This is a genomic window from Protofrankia sp. BMG5.30 (assembly GCF_001983005.1).
GTDB lineage: Bacteria > Actinomycetota > Actinomycetes > Frankiales > Frankiaceae > Protofrankia > Protofrankia coriariae.
Genome location: NZ_MOME01000022.1, coordinates 14,158 through 34,762, shown reverse-complemented (window position 1 = coordinate 34,762; position 20,605 = coordinate 14,158). Strand labels below are relative to the sequence as shown.

28 protein-coding genes are annotated in these 20,605 nt (G+C 71.0%); 4 read left to right on the top strand and 24 right to left on the bottom strand.

The genetic code is table 11. From position 1 onward, the window contains the following. Positions 1-68: 68 nt before the first annotated feature. From BL254_RS13750 to BL254_RS13675, 19 genes are all read right to left on the bottom strand, one after another. Entirely contained in the window at positions 69-1,352 is a 1,284-nt protein-coding gene (locus tag BL254_RS13750) for a DUF3631 domain-containing protein (protein ID WP_175648371.1), read from the bottom strand. Continuing rightward, complete coding sequence (locus BL254_RS13745) at positions 1,349-2,233, bottom strand: bifunctional DNA primase/polymerase (RefSeq protein ID WP_076843486.1); 885 nt, start codon at positions 2,231-2,233, stop codon at positions 1,349-1,351. Before BL254_RS13745 ends, BL254_RS13750 begins: the two co-directional genes overlap by 4 nt. Continuing rightward, positions 2,230-3,618: a DNA cytosine methyltransferase gene (locus BL254_RS13740; protein ID WP_047222843.1), complete on the bottom strand. Its 1,389-nt coding sequence runs from the start codon at positions 3,616-3,618 to the stop codon at positions 2,230-2,232. Before BL254_RS13740 ends, BL254_RS13745 begins: the two co-directional genes overlap by 4 nt. Continuing rightward, positions 3,615-4,451, bottom strand: a complete 837-nt coding sequence (locus tag BL254_RS27090) for a hypothetical protein (RefSeq protein WP_076843485.1) — start codon at positions 4,449-4,451, stop codon at positions 3,615-3,617. The genes BL254_RS13740 and BL254_RS27090 overlap by 4 nt, the downstream gene beginning before the upstream one ends. A gap of 80 nt (positions 4,452-4,531) precedes the next feature. Then, on the bottom strand, positions 4,532-5,002 hold the full coding sequence (locus tag BL254_RS13730) for a single-stranded DNA-binding protein (protein ID WP_047222846.1): 471 nt from the start codon (positions 5,000-5,002) through the stop codon (positions 4,532-4,534). Between the two features lie 95 nt (positions 5,003-5,097). Beyond that, positions 5,098-5,445, bottom strand: coding sequence for a hypothetical protein (locus BL254_RS13725; RefSeq protein ID WP_047222847.1), 348 nt, complete (start codon positions 5,443-5,445; stop codon positions 5,098-5,100). A gap of 57 nt (positions 5,446-5,502) precedes the next feature. Next, on the bottom strand, positions 5,503-5,688 hold the full coding sequence (locus BL254_RS13720; RefSeq protein ID WP_047222848.1) for a hypothetical protein: 186 nt from the start codon (positions 5,686-5,688) through the stop codon (positions 5,503-5,505). Between the two features lie 62 nt (positions 5,689-5,750). Further along, positions 5,751-6,095, bottom strand: coding sequence for a hypothetical protein (locus BL254_RS13715; protein WP_052914531.1), 345 nt, complete (start codon positions 6,093-6,095; stop codon positions 5,751-5,753). Between the two features lie 43 nt (positions 6,096-6,138). Then, positions 6,139-6,315, bottom strand: coding sequence for a hypothetical protein (locus BL254_RS27085; RefSeq protein ID WP_175648370.1), 177 nt, complete (start codon positions 6,313-6,315; stop codon positions 6,139-6,141). Beyond that, on the bottom strand, positions 6,312-6,455 hold the full coding sequence (locus BL254_RS27080) for a hypothetical protein (RefSeq protein WP_157180449.1): 144 nt from the start codon (positions 6,453-6,455) through the stop codon (positions 6,312-6,314). Before BL254_RS27080 ends, BL254_RS27085 begins: the two co-directional genes overlap by 4 nt. After that, positions 6,452-6,658 (bottom strand): hypothetical protein, encoded by a 207-nt coding sequence (locus tag BL254_RS13710; protein WP_047222850.1) that lies wholly within the window; start codon positions 6,656-6,658, stop codon positions 6,452-6,454. Before BL254_RS13710 ends, BL254_RS27080 begins: the two co-directional genes overlap by 4 nt. After that, entirely contained in the window at positions 6,655-6,780 is a 126-nt protein-coding gene (locus tag BL254_RS28965; protein ID WP_256386249.1) for a hypothetical protein, read from the bottom strand. Before BL254_RS28965 ends, BL254_RS13710 begins: the two co-directional genes overlap by 4 nt. A gap of 51 nt (positions 6,781-6,831) precedes the next feature. Beyond that, positions 6,832-7,020: a hypothetical protein gene (locus BL254_RS13705; protein WP_076843484.1), complete on the bottom strand. Its 189-nt coding sequence runs from the start codon at positions 7,018-7,020 to the stop codon at positions 6,832-6,834. A 278-nt stretch (positions 7,021-7,298) separates the two neighbouring features. Continuing rightward, positions 7,299-9,494, bottom strand: coding sequence for an FtsK/SpoIIIE domain-containing protein (locus BL254_RS13700; RefSeq protein WP_076843483.1), 2,196 nt, complete (start codon positions 9,492-9,494; stop codon positions 7,299-7,301). Beyond that, positions 9,491-9,736: a hypothetical protein gene (locus BL254_RS13695; protein WP_047222852.1), complete on the bottom strand. Its 246-nt coding sequence runs from the start codon at positions 9,734-9,736 to the stop codon at positions 9,491-9,493. The genes BL254_RS13700 and BL254_RS13695 overlap by 4 nt, the downstream gene beginning before the upstream one ends. Further along, positions 9,733-10,533, bottom strand: a complete 801-nt coding sequence (locus tag BL254_RS13690) for a DUF2637 domain-containing protein (protein WP_052914533.1) — start codon at positions 10,531-10,533, stop codon at positions 9,733-9,735. The genes BL254_RS13695 and BL254_RS13690 overlap by 4 nt, the downstream gene beginning before the upstream one ends. Beyond that, positions 10,533-10,934 (bottom strand): hypothetical protein, encoded by a 402-nt coding sequence (locus tag BL254_RS13685; protein WP_047222853.1) that lies wholly within the window; start codon positions 10,932-10,934, stop codon positions 10,533-10,535. Before BL254_RS13685 ends, BL254_RS13690 begins: the two co-directional genes overlap by 1 nt. Continuing rightward, the gene (locus BL254_RS28375) at positions 10,931-11,512 is read right to left on the bottom strand and encodes a hypothetical protein (protein ID WP_076843482.1); all 582 of its coding nucleotides are present in this window, start codon (positions 11,510-11,512) and stop codon (positions 10,931-10,933) included. Before BL254_RS28375 ends, BL254_RS13685 begins: the two co-directional genes overlap by 4 nt. Beyond that, on the bottom strand, positions 11,502-11,711 hold the full coding sequence (locus tag BL254_RS13675; protein ID WP_047222855.1) for a hypothetical protein: 210 nt from the start codon (positions 11,709-11,711) through the stop codon (positions 11,502-11,504). The genes BL254_RS28375 and BL254_RS13675 overlap by 11 nt, the downstream gene beginning before the upstream one ends. Before the next feature lie 271 nt (positions 11,712-11,982). On the opposite strand from BL254_RS13675, the gene BL254_RS13670 reads away from it, so the two are divergent. The 3 genes from BL254_RS13670 to BL254_RS13660 all read left to right on the top strand — a co-directional run bounded on the left by BL254_RS13670 (position 11,983) and on the right by BL254_RS13660 (position 14,229). Beyond that, positions 11,983-12,375, top strand: coding sequence for a winged helix-turn-helix domain-containing protein (locus BL254_RS13670; protein WP_052914534.1), 393 nt, complete (start codon positions 11,983-11,985; stop codon positions 12,373-12,375). A 112-nt stretch (positions 12,376-12,487) separates the two neighbouring features. After that, positions 12,488-13,693 (top strand): hypothetical protein, encoded by a 1,206-nt coding sequence (locus BL254_RS13665; RefSeq protein ID WP_083731069.1) that lies wholly within the window; start codon positions 12,488-12,490, stop codon positions 13,691-13,693. Then, positions 13,690-14,229 carry a cysteine hydrolase gene (locus BL254_RS13660; protein ID WP_047222856.1) on the top strand — a complete coding sequence of 180 codons (540 nt, stop codon included), beginning with the start codon at positions 13,690-13,692 and terminating at the stop codon, positions 14,227-14,229. Before BL254_RS13665 ends, BL254_RS13660 begins: the two co-directional genes overlap by 4 nt. Positions 14,230-14,658: 429 nt before the next feature. Here the strand turns inward: BL254_RS13660 and BL254_RS13655 are convergent, their stop codons facing one another. The 3 genes from BL254_RS13655 to BL254_RS13645 form a co-directional block, all read right to left on the bottom strand. Continuing rightward, the gene (locus BL254_RS13655; RefSeq protein ID WP_254858123.1) at positions 14,659-15,345 is read right to left on the bottom strand and encodes a TetR/AcrR family transcriptional regulator; all 687 of its coding nucleotides are present in this window, start codon (positions 15,343-15,345) and stop codon (positions 14,659-14,661) included. 343 nt (positions 15,346-15,688) lie between these two features. After that, positions 15,689-16,552 (bottom strand): N-acetylmuramoyl-L-alanine amidase, encoded by an 864-nt coding sequence (locus tag BL254_RS13650; protein ID WP_047222857.1) that lies wholly within the window; start codon positions 16,550-16,552, stop codon positions 15,689-15,691. Positions 16,553-16,602: 50 nt separating this feature from the next. Then, entirely contained in the window at positions 16,603-17,526 is a 924-nt protein-coding gene (locus BL254_RS13645; protein ID WP_047222858.1) for a DUF3097 domain-containing protein, read from the bottom strand. A 298-nt stretch (positions 17,527-17,824) separates the two neighbouring features. On the opposite strand from BL254_RS13645, the gene BL254_RS13640 reads away from it, so the two are divergent. After that, a complete protein-coding gene (locus BL254_RS13640; protein ID WP_047222981.1) occupies positions 17,825-18,427 on the top strand; it encodes an isochorismatase family protein in 603 nt (200 codons plus the stop codon). A 289-nt stretch (positions 18,428-18,716) separates the two neighbouring features. Here the strand turns inward: BL254_RS13640 and BL254_RS13635 are convergent, their stop codons facing one another. Both BL254_RS13635 and BL254_RS13630 read right to left on the bottom strand, forming a co-directional pair. After that, positions 18,717-19,010: a DUF4193 domain-containing protein gene (locus BL254_RS13635; RefSeq protein ID WP_013873850.1), complete on the bottom strand. Its 294-nt coding sequence runs from the start codon at positions 19,008-19,010 to the stop codon at positions 18,717-18,719. Positions 19,011-19,595: 585 nt separating this feature from the next. Beyond that, the gene (locus BL254_RS13630; RefSeq protein ID WP_047222859.1) at positions 19,596-20,126 is read right to left on the bottom strand and encodes a DUF3145 domain-containing protein; all 531 of its coding nucleotides are present in this window, start codon (positions 20,124-20,126) and stop codon (positions 19,596-19,598) included. Positions 20,127-20,605: the final 479 nt, after the last annotated feature.

The following is a 20,605-nucleotide window of genomic DNA, read 5'->3' as shown; positions in this document are numbered from 1 at the left end:
GCTCGTTTGTGCTGGTCAGGGTGGGACGGATCGCGCGGCTGGGACGGCATATCCGTCCCAGATGATCGTTAGCCGGTGTGGGTGTTACTGACGGTGCATGTCGGGTGGGTGTGGCTGCCGTCGTCGGTGTCGAGGGGGGCACGGCAGGCGATGCAGATAGCCGGCGGGCCGCCGTTCGGGCCGGTGGGACGGTTTATCCGTCCCACCGGATCGATCCGTCCCGCGCTGACCTGGGCGGGGACGGGTGGGACGGGTGGGACGCCACCCCCGGCCGACGGGTTGTCCACAGGGCAGTAGCGGGCCCAGGCGTCGGTGAAGTCGGCTGCGAGATAGCCCTTGGTCTGGCTGCCGTCAGGGAAGCGGATGTTGCCGGAGCGGATGTCGTATTCGCGCAGCAGGTCCGCGAGACGCCGGGCGGTCAGGCCGGTGGGGCCGAGATCCGGCCAGGGGGCTTCGGGATCGGCGTTGAGCCGGTCGAGCAGGTAGCCGGTGGACAGGGCGGTGTGACCGGTGAAGGCGGTACGGCAGTCGGCGAGGAGCCGGATCCGCAGCGAGGTCTGTCCGGTGTCGGTGGCTTCGGCGGTGATGAGGGTGACCGCGGTGCGGGCGCGGGCCGGCCAGGTGCCGCCGGCGAGGTCCGCGACGGCGACGAGGGGTTCCCAGGTGTCGGCGGCGCGGTCCTCCACCGGCATGGCGGGGGTGGCGTCGGYGAGGACGGCCAGGTGGGGGCGTAGCCAGGTGTGGAGCTGGTCGGCAAGGGTGCGCAGGGCGGGGCGGTCGCGGCGGTGCCGGTAAGGGGCGACGGTTTCGCCGGGGGCACGCCTGCGCATCCGGATGACCACGGCGCGGTCTTCGATGGTGTCGGGCATGGCGCCGATCCCGGCGAGCGCGGCCATCGCGAAGGTGGGGCAGCGTTCGAGCTGGCGGGTGGTGTTGTCCCAGCGGATCGCGGGCCGGTTGCGTTGGTGGCCGGCGTTGAGCAGGCCGCGCAGGTCCTCGTTGGTGTCGGCGTTCTTCCCGCCGAAGATGGTGTCGGCCTCGTCGACGAGCAGGGTGGGCGGGTCGTCGTCGATCGACCGGTACACCGCGGCGGTGGAGGCGTTGACGGTGATCAGGGGGTTGTGGCAGGTGGCTTCGACGGTGTCGAGCAGGCGGGATTTCCCGCAGCGTTTTTCCGGGGCGCGGATGACGAGGCGGGGGGCGTGGGCCCAGGCGGGTTGGGCGTGGCTGGCGGCGATCCACAGCACCACGGCGTCCGCGGCCGCGGGTGAGGGCAGGACGACGTAGCGGGTGAGCGCGGCGTGTAGCGCGTCGAGGATGGCCGCGCCGTCGACGGGGTCGGTGGGGGTCATGGGGTGAGCCCTTCGTCGGCGAAGCCGCCGGTGATCGCGGCGTGGATGTCGCGGTCGGTCTGGTCGGCGGCCCGGCCGGCGGTGGTCAGGGCGGCGTGGGCGTCCTCGAGGCTGATCACCCCGGCTGTGATCATGCGGGCGATGCCGCGGGCGGCGCCGTAGAGAGTGACCCGGCGGCGTCCTTCGGGGGCGCGGGCAACAGCGTCGAGGTGTGCGGCCAGCAGCCGGTCGGGGTAGGAGATGCCCCCTCCCCCGTGCTGCGGGACGGGCCTGGATGCGGAGGATGCGGGGGCGGAGGACGGGTGGGGCGGGGCCGGTGGGGTCTGGCAGAGGGTGAGCAGGGCGGGGGGCATCTCCTCGACCGGCCGGCTGCCGGCCCACTGGTAGGGACGGCCGGTGGTCGGGTGGCGGGAGGGTGGGGCGGTGACGTAGCCGCCGTCGGCCTTGATGTCGATCCCGACGTGACCGGGCAGGGGCCGGGAGGGCACGGGGGTTCCGGGGTGCCGGTAGTACAGGTGCCAGCCCCCGCCGCCGGTGGCCACGGTCGCGGTCGGGGTCATCAGCGCCCGGTCGAGCCGGCCGCCGTGGCGGGGGTCGATATCGACGACGACCAGGCCGGAGAGGGCGCCGGTGCGGACCGCGAGCAGTCCGGTGGGGATCGCGGTGAGCATGGCGTGGATGCGGGCGGGGTCGGTCGTGGCGGCGTAGAAGCCGTGGCAGGTCAGGCAGCCGCAGGCCTGCGGGTCGTGGCCGCGGTCGGCGGTCGCGCACGCCCGGCAGTTCGCCACGGGGCGTTTGGAGCGGCCGAGGACGAACACGGCCCGGCCGGCGGCGGCGTAGGCGAGCGCGGCGGCGTGGCGCGGGTCCGACGGGCGGGTCATGTGGCGGCCAGGGTGGTGGTGAGGCGTTCGGCGAGGAGTCGTGCGGCGGGTGGGGTGACGGCGTTGCCGGCCATGCGGATGCGGTCGCGTCGGGTGCCGCGCATCCGGTAGGTGGCGGGGAAGGCCATGGCCGCGAGTACTTCGCTGGGGGTGAGCATCCGGAACGCGCAGGCGTCCACCTCGTTGTCGCTGACGGCGTCGGGCTGTCGGGTGACGAGCCCGAACCGGTCGCGGGTGGGTTGTGTCGGTATCGGCGCGGATACCGAGGTGCAGCCTCCGTTGCCGTAGTAGGCGGTGAGGATGGCGTTCGGTGCTGTGACGAGCCCGTGATGGGTCCCGGCCGCCGCGACGGCGACGAGGGGCTCACGGACGCTGGTGGGGTGGACGTGCTGCCGCAGCATCGCTGGGAACGGCTCGGCCGTCGGCGGGCACGCGATCCCCTCGGTTTCTCGGGTGGTCTTGGCCCGCATCGGTTCGTCGACCGGGCGGGCATGGTCGTTCCAGGTGCCGCCGGCGGGGGTCATGACGGGCCGGCCGTAGCGGGCGAGTCCGACGCGGATGCGTTCTCGGGTGGCCGCGGCCAGCGGCCGGGGCCGGTCGCCGATGCGTTCGCCGAGATCGGACCAGTCGATCACGCTGGAGGCGGGCAGGGCGAACGGGGTGACGGCGGTGCGGCAGATGGGGCACCGGTAGGTGTACTGGGCCCGGTAGCGGCCCCAGCGGATGTCGGGTCGTTTCCAGGTCTGGACGGCGTTCACCCGTGCCGCGCAGGTCGGGCACCAGGCGGGCGGGCGGATGTCGAGGTTCGGGGTCGGTAGCCCCGTCCGCCAGAAGACGATATACACCCGGTCGCGGTACTGCGGGGCGGCCGCGTAGTCCCGTCCGTGGGCGAACGCGGAGTTCAAATAGACGGTCTGGTGGCTGTAGCCGGCGGTGCTCATGGCCGCGAGCCAGGGGTGCCAGAACAGCCAGCGGGCGACGTCCACGACGTTTTCCACGATGACGACGTGATAGGGCCGGCCCCGGCTGAGCATGGCTTCGGTGAAGCGCACGACGTCCCACATGGTGGCGCGGGAGCGTTCGGCGGCCGGGTCGGGCGCGTCCCCGAACAGCACCCCCTGGCCGGTGGCCCGGCGGACTCCGCGGGCCACGCTGTGGTTGGTGCATTCCGGGGACGCCCACAGGATGTCGGTGGCCGGGTAGCGGCGTGGATCGACCGCGGAGATGTCGACACAGTCGTGATCGGTGGTGGGGTGGTTGTCCTGGTGGACGTCGACCGCCAACGGCCAGTGGTTCGCGGCCATCACCACGCGCAGTCCAGCGGCGGTGAGTCCCGTGCTGCTTCCTCCGGCTCCGCAGAACAGGTCCAGCACGGTCCGGCTCATGACTCCTCCCCGGAGAGGGTGGGGCTGTCGGTGTGTGAGCCGCTGCCCGAATGGGGGTCGGGGTAGTCGGTGCCGCAGACGGTGCAGCGCCACCAGGTGCCGGTCTGCCCGGCCGGTGAGGTGATCCCGTCGCAGGAGTCGGTGTGGGGGCAGGTGGCCGGGGTGATCCCGGCCGGAACGGGAGTGCAGACCGGTGCCGGGCCGGCGGGGGTGACGGTGATGCCGGCGGTCTGGGTGCCGGTGTGGTGGGTGGTGTCGTGGGTGCTGGCGAGGTAGCCGGCGTCGAACGGGTTGTCAGCGGCCGTACGCAGGTCGGGGCAGTGCGGGCAGGTGACCGTGTACATGTAGCCGTCGGGGTCAGGCTCGGGTATGGGGGTGGGTGTGGGTGGTGGGGTCAGGGCGTGACGGCGGGGGTCGTCGGGGTGCAGGTAGGAGCCGTCGGCGGCGCGCCGGGCGAGCAGCGCGCCGGCTGCCGTGCCGGTGGGGGTACGCATCCTGACCTGGAGACGGGCCGGGTCGGGGTCGGTGAGATCGATTCCGGCGGCGGTCAAGGTGGTGGTGATGTCGGTGGCGTAGCGGCGCAGCAAGAGGACGTCGTCGTGCATGTACCAGGGGACTGTGATGATCAGCCCGCAGGTGGCGGCCAGGGCCCAGGGGGCGGTGGCGTGGGGGCAGGTGGCGGGGGCGGTGGCCTGGCGATAGCAGGAATCGCACCAGCACTCCCGTCCCTCCCGGTACAGCCACACCCCGGGGGTGAGCTCGACCGCCGGGACGGTCCGGCTGATGGTGCCGTCCCGGCGGTGGAGGGCGAGTGGACGGGCGTGACCGGGCATGGGGATATCCCCCTTTCTGGGAGAAGAGGTGGGGCGGCCGGGAGCAGAGCGGGAGTGCCCGCCCCGGCCGCCCCGGTGGGTCAGAACGGTGGCGTGTCCGCGCCGGTCCCGGCGCCGACGGGCGCGGGTGCGGGTGCGGACCAGGGGTCGTCGGGGCCGGTGGGCGGGTAGTTGTCGGCGCTGCCGCGGGTGGCCTTGGTGACCTTTGCGGTGGCGAACCGCAGGGACGGGCCGATCTCGTCGACGTCGAGGGCGAAGGTGGAGCGTTTCTCGCCGGTGTCGGTGGTCCAGTGGTGTTGGCGCAGCCGGCCGGTCACGACCACGCGGGTGCCCTTGGTCAGGGACTCGGCGGCGTGTTCGGCGAGCTGCCGCCAGGCGGTGCAGCCGAGGAACATCGCCTCACCGTCGACCCAGGTGTTCCGGGCCTTGTCGAAGGTGCGGGGGGTGGCCGCGACGGTGAACCGGGCCATTGCGATCCCGGCCGGGGTGAAGCGCAGTTCCGGGTCGGCGGTGAGGTTCCCGACCACGGTCAGCGGGGTGTCGTTCGCCATGGAAGGCCTCCTTTGCGGGATGTCGGGCAAGGGCCGGGGCACGGCGGGTGGCTGTGGCGAGACGCCCACCGCGCACCGGGTACGGGTGGTGTCCGCTACTTCCAGGTGCCGATGACGAACGGCACGTTGCGCGGGTCTCGTCCGCGGCGGTCGATCCAGATCTCGCCGTTGGCCTTGATGACCACCTCGTGCGGCTGCAGCCGATCGGCCTGGTAGCGGGCGCAGACCTGGTCGACGATCTGGCGGCGCACATCGGCGGGGACGGCCGCCGCCGTGGTAGTGGTCGCTGTCGGATTCGCCTTCTGCGGCGCCGGGGTTGTGGTGGTCTTCCGGCCTTTCGTGGTCGTGGCCGGGGTCGGTGGGCCGGCCGTCGCCTTGCGGCCCTTCCTGACCGGCGCGGGCTGCGGCGGGGGTGTCTTCTTCTTCGAGCTGAACAGGCCCATGTCCGTTCTCCTTGAGGATGTCGGGGTGGGTGAAGTCAGGGGCGGCGGATGAGGCGGCTATTTGCTACGGCGTGCCAGTTCGGCGTCGATGACCTCTATCGCCATCTCGTTCGCAGTCACCGCGTCGCCGCTGAACTTGCCGGCGTCGAGAGCTGCGGCGATATCGCCTTTGATGCGGGAGAGGCTTTCCGTCTTGTTCCGTTTGACGGCGCGTTCGAGTTGTTCCCGCGTGGCGAATTTCACTGTCCGTGTCCCTTCTGGTCTTGGGATAAGGAAAAAGAGGGAAAGAAGGAAGAGAGGGGCGGTCAGGACGGGCAGCCGCGCAGGCAGGTCATGCCGCGGCGGGTGAGTTTCAACGGCACGCCGCTGTTCCCGCAGTGGTCACAGGCCGGGACGGCACTCCCGCGCTGGTCGGGGGGAAGGGCGCCGGCCGGAGGGCGGGTGACGGTCTGTCGGCCACGGCGGGTCGCGACCGTGCCGTGGCTGGTGGCGTGGGTGGTGGTGCCGGTCAACCGGTCGGTGAGTCGTTGCGCGCGGCCGACGATCCGGTCCCCGAGCGCGGCGGAGGGGTTGCACGCCCGGCACAGGTCCGCGCCGTTCTTCCCGCTGCCACCGCAGCGCGGGCAGACACGGGCTTTCTTCGCAGCCATGAAGGGCTCCTTCCAGTTCCGGTGAGGAATACGGCCTGGGACGTCACAGCGCGGTGGCGAAGGCGGCCAGGCCGTAGGCGAGGTGCACGATCACGGCGGTGATGCGGCCGACGACGGCGGCGGCCGTGGTCGGGGCGGTGGCGGCGTAGACGAGGAACGCGACGGCGACGGCGGTCAGCAGCCAGGGGCCGCCGCCGCGGCGGGAGTGCGGGTATTTCACCGGGATCGGTCTCCGTTCGGGGCAGGGGTGCGGGCGGGCAGGGTCGCGCAGCCGGGGCAGAGCAGGCCCGGGTAGGGGCCGTGGACGGGGCAGTGGGAGCGGTTGACCGGGTTGGTCTCGCCCCAGCCGGGCCGGCTCACCGCCGCTCCCCGCCGGGGGTGGGCTGTGGGCAGCGGGTGACGGTCGTGCGGTGCTTGCCACCGACGGTGGCGTGCTGGCAGCGCCCGGTGCGGTCGGCTTTCTCCTGGAGCCGGTGACCGAGGGGGCTGTCACAGCCGGTCGTGCCGGCGAGGGTCACCGCAGCGGCCAGGACGGCGGCGGCCACGGTGCGCCGGCCGGTCATCGCTCCGCCCCGATGGTGGCGTGGGCGGTCTCGTCCGCCAGGACAGCGACCACGGCGGCGACGAGAACAGCGAGCAACGCGGCGTCACGGACACGGACCGCCACACCAGCAAAAGTGATCATGGGGGTGCCTTTCGGGAACGGGACAGCGGTACGGGCGCGTCCGGTGCGGGGTCAGACGCGCCGGTCGCGGCGGCGGAGCCGGCGGCCGGTGACGGTCACGTCGGGCCGTTCCGCGGCGGCGGCCAGCCGGGTCTTGAGGTCCCGTCGGCCGTAGACGATCGCGCTGCTCCCGAAGGAGTCGAGCGGGCTGCCGTCGGTGAAGGTGGCGGTCAGGATGTGCGTGGGCTTCTTGGCGAACATCGGTTCTCCTTCGTGGTGCGGACAGGTCCCGCGTGGTCCTGCGGGTGGGCTATCGGGAGCGGATGACCGTGCCACGGTCGCGCCGATCATCACTTTCTGTGACTGTCGGTGGGTGTGGTGGGGAGAGGGAGGGAGGCAGTGCCACGCGGTGGCCCGGCCTTCCTGGCGGGGTGCTGGGGGTGCTTGGGGAAGCTGGCCATGCCTTCCCCAAGGGATGTTTCTGCTGGTCAGGAAGGGGAAGCGGGCGGGGGAAGCGGGTGGGGAAACTTCCCCGGGTGTCACCGGCTTCCCTGATCGCTTCCCTCGGCCTGACTGTTACGGAAGGTGATCGCCTGGTGGATGTCGTCGGCGCGGATGACGCTCTGACCCACCGATTTACCGATCTTGATGTGGTGGGTGGCCAGGGCCGCGCTGAGGGTTTGGAAGGTCCACTTCTGGTAGCTGGGATGGATCTCGGCGAGACGGGCGAGGACGACCGGGGTGCGGGTGCGGTCTTCTCCGCGCAGCGCGACGGCGATGTCGGTGAGCGGGTCGCGGTCCTCGGTCGGGTCACCGGTGGCGGTGCGGGGGGCGACCTGCGTCCGGCGGCTCTGGGCCCGGTCGGCGAGCGCGTCGGCGTCGTCGTCGTCGATGAAGTGCGTCCGGATCGTCAGGGACGACGCGCCCGGCGGGAGCGGCACGCCGTCACCGGCGACGACGAGGGTGCCTTTGTCCAGGCCCTGGCGGAGCTTGTGGGGGGCGGCGCCGCCGTTGACGGCCTTGTCCCCGAGCGCCATCTTGGCCTGCGCTTCGGTGCCCACGACCAGGGACGCGCGGATGTGGGCGCCTTCGCGGACGAGCTTGGGCAGGTTCTGATCTGTGGGGTCCTGGGTGCCTTGCCAGAGCAGGACGTCGACCGCACGGCCCTGGTTGTGGACCTTGCGGGCGCCCATGAAGTAGCGGGACTTGGCCTTGGTCCCCCCGTAGGGGCGGCCGTCGTCGCCGATGGCGGGGCACATGAACGCCACCTGCGCCTCGTCCACGATCACGATCAGTGGGTGGAACGTCGCCCCGGCGCGGGCGGCCTCGTTGCGCCGTTCCATCTCGGTGACCGCGTCCTCGACCATCTCGGTGGCCTGGATGACGTGGGCGTCGGTGGGGCCCTGGATCAGCCGGGTCGCGATGCCGTCGAACATCGCCCAGTCCCCCACACCCTTGAGATCGGCGATCCAGAACTCGACCGTGGGGTCCTGGGCGAGCCACAGCGCCAGGGCGCGCAGACCGGCGGTCTTGCCCTGGTTCGACAAGCCGGTGATCAACAGGTGGCGCTGGTACAGGCTGATCAGCGCCGCGTCCCCGCGCAGGTCCTGCCCCCAGGGGGCGCGGCCGGTGCGGTAGTCGGCGGTCAGGTCGGAGTCGAGGACGAGCGGGGACGGGCCGATCGGCTCGTCGAGCGCGCCGGAGTCCGCGATCCACAGCCGGACCGTGCGGGCGGCCTCGGGGATGGTGATGAACAGCTCGTGCTCGTGGCGGGTGAGGTTCTCGGCGAGCTTGCGGCGGCGGTCCTGGACTTCGTTCGTCGCCACTCCCGAGGGCAGGGTGACGTCGACCTCGACCCCGCAGCCGGCGAGCCGGATCGGGCCGAGCATCCCCGCGCCGTGGTCGGGCATCGCCTGGATCGCCTTCCGCAACGCGGGCAGGCCAAGGTCCCGCAGGGCGGTGACCACGATCGACGGAGTGATCGGCTCGCTGTCGGTGGGACGCTGGCCGGGTGGGGCGAGCCGGGCCGGCAGGGTCGCGCCGTCCTGCCCGGCGCGGCGAGTGACGACCAGCCAGGCCGGGATGATCCCGGCCAGGGCGAGGGGGACCAGCACGGTGACGGCGGTGACCAGGGCGTGCAGCAGCCAGCCCCAGAACCCCCAGTAGTCCCCCCAGCCCACCCCCAGCGGGTGCACGACGCCCGCGACGATGCCGAGACCGACCAGTCCGGCGGCGACCACCAGCACCAGGGCCACCGCCGAGAACGCGGCGGTCTTCAGCAGCACGGGCAGGTTCTGGACCCGCTGCCGGCGGGCGTCCTTCGCCGCGTGCAGCCGGTCGAGCCACACCGCCAGTTCTGCGGCGTCTCCCCGGGCCCGCGCGGCGCGGATCTGCTCCCGGATCGCCGCGTGGGTGGCGGCGTCCACCGCCCGGCGGGCCAGCACCGCGTGCCCCTGGACGGACTGCACGACCACCCGGCCGGCGGTCCGGGCAAGCTCCTTCCCGCCGACCGGCAGGGCTGGCAGCGCGGGCCGGGCCACCGGCCGTCGCACCGGCACTCCGCCGGGCCGGGAGGGGACGACCTGCCCACGCTGGTCGATCACCTCACCGTCCAGGACCGGCCCACCCGCCGGACGGGCATCGGTGGCGATGTCGAGGGTCGGGGTCCACGGGCCCGGGAGTACCACCCCACCGGCGGGTGTGTCCGTGGACGCCCGCTCCGGCTGGTCGCTCATCGCACACCTCCGTTCGGGGTCCATCCGGGGATCGGGGGGTCGCTCAGGGGCCAGGACGAGCCACCCAGCGGGGCGATCCCCGCGGCGGCGGACAGCGCGATCTCGACGCGTTCGACGGTGTCGACCAGGACGCAGACGGCCAGGCCGACGATCCGCAGGGCCAGCACCACGACGGCGAGCAGGACCAGGCCGCCGACGGCCCACCAGGGCAGGGCGCGCAGGTCCGCGCGGATCCCGGTCACGACGTCGCCCCGGCCTGCCGCAGTTCGGTGAGGTAGCGGCGAGCGGTGGTCGGGGACAGGCCGACCACGGCGGCGAGGTCCGCGGCGAGCTGCCGGTCACTGCGTGGGTCGTCCGCGGGCACCATCGCGAGCTCCCGGGCCAGGTCCCGGCGGCCGGACCCCCGCACACCACCGGTGGCACCGGTGCCACGGGCAGCGCGAGTCCGAACGGTGCTACCGGTACCGCGACGCGGCCCGGTCGGGCGTGGCACCGGTACCACGACCGCCGGTGGTTCCGGTACCACCACGGGGGATGGCTCCGGTACCGCGTCCGCCGATGGCTCCGGTGCCACGGCCGCCGGTGGTTCCGGTAGCGCCGTCGGGGATGGCTCCGCAGCCACCACGGCCGGAGCGGCGGTGAGCGCGGCGAACCGCTGCCGGTAGCGGGGCGCGGCCTCGGCGAGCAGGACCAGGACCACCGGCGGGATGCTGTGCGCGACGATCGCCCCCGGATCCCCGGAGGCGGCGGCGTCCCACACGTTCAGCGTCCAGGTCGCGATCCCGCAGAACCAGCGCAGCCCGGTCGCCCAGCCGTCGGGGCGTTCCCCGTGCCGGGACAACGCCGCGTCCGCGGTGATCGAGACGAACAGGGCGATGTCCACGATCGGCGCGAGCAGCCACGCCTGCGGATCGGCGGTGCCATGCCCACGGGCAACCTGGTGAACGTTCGCCAGGCTGTACACCGCGACCAGCCCGGCCACCAGCCACAGACCGGCGTCCAACGCCCGCCCCAGCCGACGCGGCGGCTCGCCCGCCATCACGCCACCGCCGCCGCAGGGAGCGGCCAGCCCGAGCCACCACTGCGGGCCACCCGCCGGGACGCCCCGGTCAACGCACGCTCCGCCGTGGTCAGACCCGCCGGCCGGCACGGGCGGCCCGCCTGATACCAGGCCGCGATCCGGTCCAACGTCACCGCCGCCACCAGGTCGAACACGTCCGCCAACTCGTCACCGGGAGCACCCGCCGCGCGGGCTTGGGCCTGAGCGACCCGCACCCGCGCTTCGGCGTCGACCGCGGCGGCATACACCCGCAACCGGTACTCCCCGGTGCGGTCCGCCAGCGTGACCATCTCCGCCCAGTGATCCGCCACCGCAGTCAGATAGCCAGCCACCACGACGGCATCCCCCGACCCGCAAAGGCCGGCGGACACGGCGCTCACGAGCCTGCCTCCGTACCCGCGATCAGCCCGCGGGCCTGAACGATCACGTCCGGGTCGGTCAGCGGCGCCCACACCCGCACCGGGTGGCCCGCCACCGTCGTGGACACCTCCACGGACAGGTCGCCGTTGTCGTACTCCCGCCCCACAGCCAACGGCCGACCCAACCGGCGGGCCACCACACGCAGATCCGCCAACCGGACCGCGTCACGTTCCCCACCCGAGGCACCCACCCGCCACCGGGCAGGGACAAGCGCCTCAACCTGGTCCGGGTAGACATCGCTGACCGTCACATGCAGAGACGCCTGCTCACCGACCAGTTCCACCAGCTCCGCCGCCGCCCGCAACGCACGCGCCATCCGCACCGGCAGCGACACCCCGCCACCAGCAACGGCGGCATCGGTGACGATGTCGGCGCCACCGCCGGTCTCGGTCGGGACGGTCGGGGACTCCCGACGCGGCACCGGCCGCACCGGCTTCCCCTTCTCCACCGCCGGCACCGGCGGGTCCACCGGTGCCACCGCGGCGTGCAGCGCGTCCCGCACCACCGCTTCCCGCACCGCCGTCTGCTCACCGGCCATCGCGCACCCCCCGCGACCGCGACGTCTCCAACGACAGCTCTTCCGACTGCTGCGACTCGAACAGCACCGTGGCGACCGGCGCAGTCAACGCGGCCTTGACCACCGCCCGCCGCGTCGGCGACGGCACGTCCCGCCGCTCACCCCGCCGCGGCCGGACCACCTCGGTCACCGCGTCCTTTGCTCTCTGGCGCTTGCTCACCGGCCACCACCACGACGCAGCAGCTCACGCGCAAGCCGCTCCACCTCACGCACCACGGCATCCCCCAGATCCTCAGCAAGGGGAGCCCCCAACAGGGCATGCTTCATAACGGGTCCTTCCTCCAACGGGACGGATCACGGGCCCCGGCGCGGTGCTTGCCGGCTGAGCGTCGGGGCCTCTGCGTCAAGACGGTTGAACTGTCTTAAGACAGTGCCATCACTGTCGTGTCGTGTCAAGCCACCGTCTTGAGACGGTTGGATACGCTGATKAAGTGGAAGAGCCAGGGGCCCCAGCCAGCGACAGGCGTCACGCCAGCCACCGCGTCGCCGATCAACTCGAAGCCGCGATCGATGCGGGCGAGTACCCGCCGGACCGCCCGCTTCCGTCCTACCGGCGGATCGCCAACGACTACGGCATCGCGATCAACACGGCTCAAGCCGCCGTTCGGCTGCTGAGCGCCAGAGGGCGCGTGCACATCAGGGCGAACAGCGGCGCCTACGTCTGCAACGAGCCCCATGCGTCGGCGCCAGGCGAAGAGCTGCGCGAGATTCAGACGGATGTCGCCAGACTCCGAAAACAACTGAACGATGTTTCTACCGGACTCGCCGAAGTTGAGCGTCGTGTCGACGAGGCGATGAACCATCTCACCTCGGAGGACAAATGAGCCGGCCGGCCGAAGGCGCCATTCGGTTGATTCGCGCATGTCCCAAGAATGACCGCTCAACGACTCACCGCACAGGTGACAGCCAGTACAGGCAGGGACAGGACGTCCGTCCATGGACATCAGGACAGCGGTCATGGACATAGGGACATCGAGCACGGCGACGACATCGGCGTCCACGCCGAACCGCGTGCTCCTTGAGCTGCGTACATCGCGAGGATGGGGAAGACCCCGCCTGGCGAAGGAGCTACACCGGTTCTGTCTGTCAAAAGGTTGGCCGTCGCCCGGCGAAGAAAACATCAAGAAACAGATATACCGGCTGGAAAGTGGACAGATAAGATCGCCCGACGAATTCTACTMGCGACTGTACTGCCAGTTTTTCGAAAAAAGCCCACACGACTTATTCGGCAGCTTGCAACCTGCCAGCGAGTCATCGACCTTTAAGCTCTACAGTCACAAGTTCATCCCGATCTATGTTGGCGCCCAGGCCGCCGAAAACATCAGGACGGCGGTACGGGCGTCACCCACCGACCGGCAGTGGACCGAATGCTAYTCAGCGCCGGTTACCGACGGAGACGCAGGGACTTGCACCATGTACATATGGCCCTTCGGGGTCGTGGTTTACCACTTGATTGAGGACCTGACACCGTCGTCTGTAGCCGAGATCTCCGTCTGGCGCCGCGTCTCCTACCCAGAGAACATCGACTGGGCTACCCGCCACCTCGAAGAACGCATCGAAGCCCCCGTGCGCGATGAGCCGTACGTCTTGAGCACCTACTGGGTCGATTCGGCGCCATGGGATGGAGCCCGTCTCGACAGCGCACTTCGACTGCTGTGCATCCCCCGTGTCCTGCTCGAACGCGAGGACGACCACCAAGGACCGTCCCAGGCGCATGCCGAACTCGTCGAGCAGTCGCTACTACGAGAAGGATTCGACCACCCCGAAATCATGGAATTCGGAATGAAAGGGATATCGTTCGGGTTCGCATCGTGGTCGGGCGTTGTCTACCACCCCACCGCATCGGCACGGGCACTGACCGAACATGAGCTCATCTCATGCGAACTGTCGGTGCAAGCCGCATGGTCCTACTGTAATTCGATACGGTCAGCAGTCGAACGGGGGCGAGATCCAGTCGTACCCGCCGAATATGGATGGCGGTTCGTGAGGGGACTTCGGTCCAGGCTGACCACCGAACGCCCACAGGAGACGTCACAACACCGATCGATGCGTGAAGCGATCGTAGAAACAAGCGGCCTGTCTCGACACCTTGCCCACGCGGTTGAGACGTTACGAGAAGCGGCAGACGGAGGGCAAGGATGAACGACAAATCGTCAGTACTGGTAGTGATCGACGTTCAAAACGGGTTTCTGACCGAGCACTCACGACCGGTCGTACCGATCATCGTAGACCTTGTCCGACGCTGGCAGGATGCCGGTCACGACACCCTCTTCACGCGATACCTCAATTTCCCTGGAAGCCCGTACGAACGGCTTATGGGCTGGACTCAGCTACGCGAGTCACCGGCAACGGACATCGTCGATGGCCTGATACCCCACACCGCGAAAGCAACCGCGGTGGTCGACAAGACGATCTACACCCTCTTCAACGAGGAAGGCGCCGCACTGGTCAAGGAGCATGGTTGGACTGACCTCTACATCTGCGGCATCGACACGAACAGTTGTGTCCTCAAGACGGCCGTAGACGCCTTTGAGCGCGACCTGACCCCGTGGATCGTGACCGACGCGAGCGCGAGCCACTCCGGGCCGGATGTCCACGATGCGGGCATCCTCCTTGCCACCAAGTTCATCGGCCGTCGCCAGCTCGTGACCCAAGCCCAGATCCCGATCACTTCTTGATCAGAAGTCGTACGAGTCGTGCGAACGAATCCGCGAGCGAAGAGGAGTAAGACAGCTTGGACCGGATGAGACCATCTACCGCCTCAAGAGCGGCAACCCTGGAGGGATACAGGACAAACGGAAGCAAAACGACCGCTGGGACGCAGCGCGCACAGTTGACACGGTAGAGGCCACTGGTTCAATCCCAGTATCGCCCACGCGCCGGCCTTCCCTGCTTGCCGCCCTTTGGGCGGCTTCGCCGGGGGTCGCGATGTCTGCCCGGGGGCCGAGCCCCCGGAGCCCCCACGGTTCTATGGTGGGGGTGGCCATGGGGCCCCCGGTTGGCGGGCCTGGTCGATCCGGCTTTCTGGGGCTCGTCGCCCTTTGGGCGGCTTCGTCGGGGGCCGCGATGCCTGCCCGGGGGCCGAGCCCCCTGGAGCGGCGGGTCAGTCAGTGGATCGGGTTGAGGTCGCCAAGGATCAGGCGGGCGACGGTTCGGATGATGTCGTCGTCACCGACGGGGAGCTCCTGGGCGCGGCAGTAGCACCAGGCGCGTTCGAGCRTCCCCAGGATCGATAATCCCAGGGCCTCCGGCGCGCTGGTCGGCTCGGTCTGCCGGCCGCGCAGGTTCGCTCCCAGCAGGGACGCGACCCGCATCTGCATCCGTCTGCTGCTGTTACGGAACTGTTCGTCCGCCGGTGCGGAGTGCCCGGAGGCGAAAATAAACGCACCGTGCACATCCATGAACGCGAAGTAGGCATGCACCCATCCGATCACGTCGGGCAGGTCGCACGGCCGCGGCATCGCCTCCCAGCAGGAAACGATCTTAAGAATGTCCCGGTAGGCGTTCTCCCCGAGGGCGTTGAAGACCTCGCGCTTGTCATGGAAGTAGGTGTAGAAGCCGGCCCGCGAGATCCCGCACGCGTCGGTGATGTTGCCGATCCGGGTGCCCGCGTAGCCGCGGTCGAGGAACAGCCGGCGCGCCCCCTCGAGGATGGCGTCGCGGGTACGGGCCGCCCGCCGGCCAAGTGCGGCGTCCCGCCGCGTCGTCGCAGCCGTCCCCTCGTCGATGACGCTCCTCCTTGGTCCGGCGCATGGCGGAGCAGGGTCGACGACATGTTCATGACTGCCCCCCATGCGGTCGAAAATCCCGCCATGGCGGACGATTTTACTGCTTGATGCTTTCCGTCAATATGCTGTCGTCGGAGCGACAGCCGAGTACGCGAAGTCATACCACARATCGCGCCAGGCGGAGCGACATGGCCGACTTACAGGTATGTCAACTTTTGTTACGGTGCGTTACATTTACGAAATATCAACGGCGTCGACGTGTCACCCGCTGGTCCGGCGGCGCGGACCTGCACCGTTGACGCGGCTCGGCTGATATGACTCGGCAAATGCACGTGCACGAAGCCCGAGAACGCGGCCCACGCCCAACCGGAACATCACGCCGTCCGGTAACCGCACGGTGGACGTGCGGTCAGGAAGGCGGCGCGGTCAGAAAGGCGATTATCCCGTCCGTGATGCCCTGCGCGGCGCGCCCACGCCACGCGGGGTCGGAGACCCGTGCGGCGTCGGCGGGATTGCGCATGTTGGCGCATTCGATGAACACCTTGGGCACCCGGGAGAGGTTCAGCCCGCCCAGATCCGTACGGAACGACAGGCCGTCGTGCGCGATGTAGTCCGCCCGGGTTTCGCCGGTGTTCCGCTCGAAGGCGGCGCCCACCGCGTCCGCCAGCCGGGCCGACGGGGCGAGAATCGCGGCGTTGCCGCCGTCCGGGCTCAGGCTCGGGGCGATGACATGGAATCCGGTACCGCTCGCCGGGCCGCCGTCGGCGTGCACGGACACGGCCGCGTCCGCGTGCGCGTCATTGCCGATGCGGGCCCGCTCGTCGATGCACGGGCCGACCCCGTTGTCGTCCGCCCTGGTCAGGACGACGGTGGCACCCCGGTCGCGCAGCAGCGCGGCCACTCGGGTGACCACGTCGAAGGTGAACGCGTGTTCGGGATAGCCGGCCGTGGTCTGCGAGCCGACGGTGTCGCACTCCTTCGCGATGCCACCGGCGAGCACCTTCCGGTTGATCGCCGCGGGCGCCTTCGCATTGCCCCCGTTGTGGCCGGGGTCGAGCAGGACGGTGCGCCCGCGCAGCAGGTCCGGTCTGGCCGCCGCCCCGGCCCCGGCCGTGGTCGGCTCGGACGACGGCGACGCCGCCGCCGCGGACATCCCGAGCGGCGGCGGGGGTGGGTCGGAGCGCGCCGCGTGAACCGCGAAGGCCACGAGCGCGACCACCGCGACGAGCGCGACGACAAGGCCTGGCCTGAGCGCTCTCCACCGCGGCGGCATCTACCGTCGCCCCGCCTCGGGCGAGGGGACGCCGACGGCGGAACCGGCCCTCATACCCGGCCTCTTTCGTGTCCCCTGTCGTGTCCCTCGCCGTACTCGGCCCTGTGCTCGGCCCCGTGTTTGGCATGATATTTGGCACCGTGCTCGTCGTCGCCGTCACCCGCCGGTACCGTGACGAAGTCGATGAGGCGTTCGACCGCCCCGAGCAGACCGGCTTCGACGTCCGTGTAGGAACGCACGCTGCCGAGCACCCTGCGCCACATGTCAGCGGGTTCGGCGACGCCCAGCGCGCGGCACACGCCATCCTTCCACGGCTGGCCCCGGGGTACCTGGGGCCAGGCCGCGATACCCACGGACGACGGCTTGACCGCCTGCCAGATGTCCACGTAGGGATGCCCGGTGACGAGCACGTACGGTGACGTCACGGACGCGGCGATGCGGCTCTCCTTGGAGCCGGCGACCAGATGGTCGACGAGCACGCCGAGACGGCGCCGTGGTCCGGGCTGGAAGGCCGCGACCAGCGCGGGCAGATCGTCGACGCCGTCCAGGCTTTCCACGACGACGCCCTCCAGCCGCAGGTCGTCGCCCCAGACGCGTTCGACGAGCGCGGCGTCGTGCAGCCCCTCCACGTAGATCCGGCTCGCCCGCGCGACCCGGGCCGGCTGGCCGGGCACGGCGACGGAGCCGGACGCCGTGCGGGCCGGGGCCGCCGGCGCCGACCGCACCGGCCGGGTCAGCGTCACCGTCCGCCCGTCCAGCAGGAACGCTCCGGCGGCGAGCGGGAAGGCGCGGCGGCGGCCATGCCTGTCCTCCAGCACGACTCCACCCGCCTCGACCTCGATCACCGCCCCGCAGAAACCGGTCGCGGCGTCCTCGGCGACGAGGCCGGGGACGGCCTCGACAGATGGCGGCGCGGCGGGCCGTACGCGTCCGCTCCGCGCCAGCACGTCGGGCCCGTAGTCTCTGCTGCGCACCCGACCACTGTAACGGGGGGGTATGACGACTTCGCATCAGCTTTGAACCCGTACGAATCCGGTGCAGATACGGTCATCACCGATGCCTGTGGCACGTACCACGTCAATCCGGCATCGACCCGACCAAGTGCCCAGGTGAGGGCCCAGGTGAGGCTCGGTTGAGGCCCAGGCGAGCCGGGCCCCGAATGTCGGACAAAACAATATCCGACAAACGTCGGGCATCCGCGTGCGGCAGGGCCTGCCCACCTCGGTGGGGCCCGGAATACCGCGGCGGGCCGACGGTGGGCAGAATCGGCTCATGACCGACGAATACGGGCCGGGCGTCGCGCTCCTGGTGATCGACGTCCAGAACGACTTCGCCGCGCCGACCGGCAGCCTGTACGTGACCGGCGGCGAGGAGATCATCCCACCTGTCAACGACGAGATCGAACGGGCCGTGGCCGCGGGCTCACCGGTCGTCTACACGCAGGACTGGCATCCGCCGACCACCCCGCACTTCGTCACCGGCGGCGGCATCTGGCCGCCGCACTGCGTACGGGAGACCGAGGGCGCGCAGCTGCATCCGGCCCTGCGGGTCGACGGGACGATCGTGCGCAAGGGAACGGGCGGCGAGGACGGTTATTCCGGATTCACCGTACGCAACCCGCTCACCGACGCCGATCAGGCGACCGAACTGGTCGACGTCCTCACCGCCCGGGAGGTCCGCAGGATCGTCGTGGTCGGTCTCGCCGGGGACCACTGTGTGAAGGCGACGGCACTGGACGGCCGGGCGCTGGGTTTCGACGTGGTGGTCCCGCTGGCCCTGACCCGCTTCGTCGGGCTGCGGCCCGGGGACGAGGAGCAGGCCGTCTCGCAGATGCGGGAAGCCGGGGTCCGAGTGCTTACCCGACCATCTAAATGATCACCCAAGCCTGCCCGATGGCCGTGGTAATGCGGTCGCAGTCGGTCGTCGCCATCAGGCAGGCTCGTGTGGACAGGGACAGGGCGCGAGGACGGACAGCACGGACGGGCTGTCGGGCTCGTCAGCTGTCGGGCTTGTCGCCGCGGCGGGCACCGGCAGCCGGCCCCGGCGCGCGGTACCTGCCCTGGCCGGGGCGCCGCCGGCGAGCCGTCGGCCGCTCGGCCCGGCGCGTTCGGCGTCCCACGCGGTCCGCGTGGCGCGGTCCCGCGGTCCGCGTGGCCCGTACCGCCTACGCGGCGCAGTCCGCGCAGATCATCCGCCGGCTGTCGGCGAGCTGGCTGCGGTGATGGACCAGGAAACAGCTCGTGCAGGTGAACTCGTCTGCCTGTCGGGGCAGTACGCGGACGGTCAGTTCCTCCCCGGACAGGTCCGCGCCGGGCAGGTCGAGCTCGGACTCGAACGGGTCGACATCGTCCCCGAGGTCGGCCGCCGCGTCCGCCCGTCGTGCCTTGAGCGCCTCCAGACTCTGCTCGGCGACCTCCTCGGCATCGCTGGTCCGGGGGGTGTCGTAATCGGTGGCCACTGAAATACTCCCGTGAATATTAAGTGCGCTGCTCTCTCGTGCCCCACCCACAACGCACGGCCGGTGGGGTATGTGCCCGCCCGGACGATCCCGAACGGATGTGGCCTTCACCACACCCGTTGCGCTCCCACGTCCCAGGTGTCACCGGACATCGGCGGCGGGCATCGGGCCGGGGGCGCCCGCCGAGGTCACCACCACCCCCGGCGGCTCCCCCGGCAACGCGGAGGAAGTCTCCCCTGACAACGCCTGGGAAATCCTCCGGGAACGCGCGGAAGGCGGCTCACCGGGAACGGGTGACCCGGCCCGGCATACCCCGCCCGACACGCGCCCGAACACGGGATCAGCGGTGAGGGCCGGCTGTCCCGGCTCTCCCCTGCCACCCTTCCCCTGCCACCCCGCACCCGGCGACAGGCTGCCTGCCAGGTGCGGCGGCGGCGTCCGGGCCAGCCTCCACGCGCGCCCGGACCGGGCCGCGGCCCGGGCGCGGGAGCGGCCCGGGCGCGGGAGCGGCCCGGGCGCGGGAGCGGCAGAGCCCGAGCCGGTCAGGCAGCCGACCCCTCACGCGCCCGGACCCGGAGGCGGGGCCTAGCCGGTCCGGCGCAGCCAGGTCACGGGCGCTCCGTGGGCGCCCTGGCGCAACGGTTCCAGGACGTCGTCCCAGGCGGTGCCGAGCAGACGGTGCAGGCCCCTGGCCAGCGTCTCGCGGCCCTCGCCCCGGTCGATGAGCGCGCGCAGGGCCGCCTCACCGACGACCACGTCCCCGTTCGCGGCGATCGACGCGCGGTGCAGGCCGAGTTCGGGGGTGTGGGAGTAGCGCTCCGAGTCGCACCCCGGTGAGGGCCCCTCGACCACGTCGAAGGAGACCGGGGCGAGACGACGCAGCTGCCCCGCCAGCCGGCCGGCCGTCCCACAGGGGGCGCGCCACTGGAGGGCCGCGTAGAACGACCCCGGGGAGTTGGGCTGCCCGGTCCAGGTCAGGGACACCGGCGAGGAGAGCACGGCGGACACGGCAAACTCCAGGTGCGGACACAGCGGCGGCGGGCAGGCCAGCACGGCGAGCATGCCGGGGACGCCGACGGACACCGAACCCGAAACAAGATCACGTGTTGATGACATTGCAACCACGCAGGACCTCCGTCAACGAGTTACGCCTTCCCCTGCGACCTCGTCTCACGATCGGCCGTGCCGTGCGGTAACGATGGTGCCATGAGCCGCCTGTGGCTGCCATACCTACCCCCGTCTGACAGATCCGATTCATCATTTGATACCTGGACGATTCATGACAGGCAGCAACTGTCCCGCCCGCCACACAGCAGGGCCCGGCGCGGCAGCCACGCCAGAGCGTTCGGAAGGCGTCCGGAGTGCGTCTGGACGGCTCCCGGAGGAGTCTCCAGCCGGGGGCCCGTCGTACCGGGCCCGCACGGGCCCGTGCCGAACTCCGCGCCGGGACGGGTCGGCAGGGCTGTCGGGCCGTGGGGCTGTCGGGCCCGTGGCCGTATCGGGCACGCCGAGCCGGGCCGGCCCGCCTCGGGCCGGCCGACGGGGTTCCGTCGCGGGGGGGACGGAGCGTGCGCGGCCACCCCGCGAACCTCGTC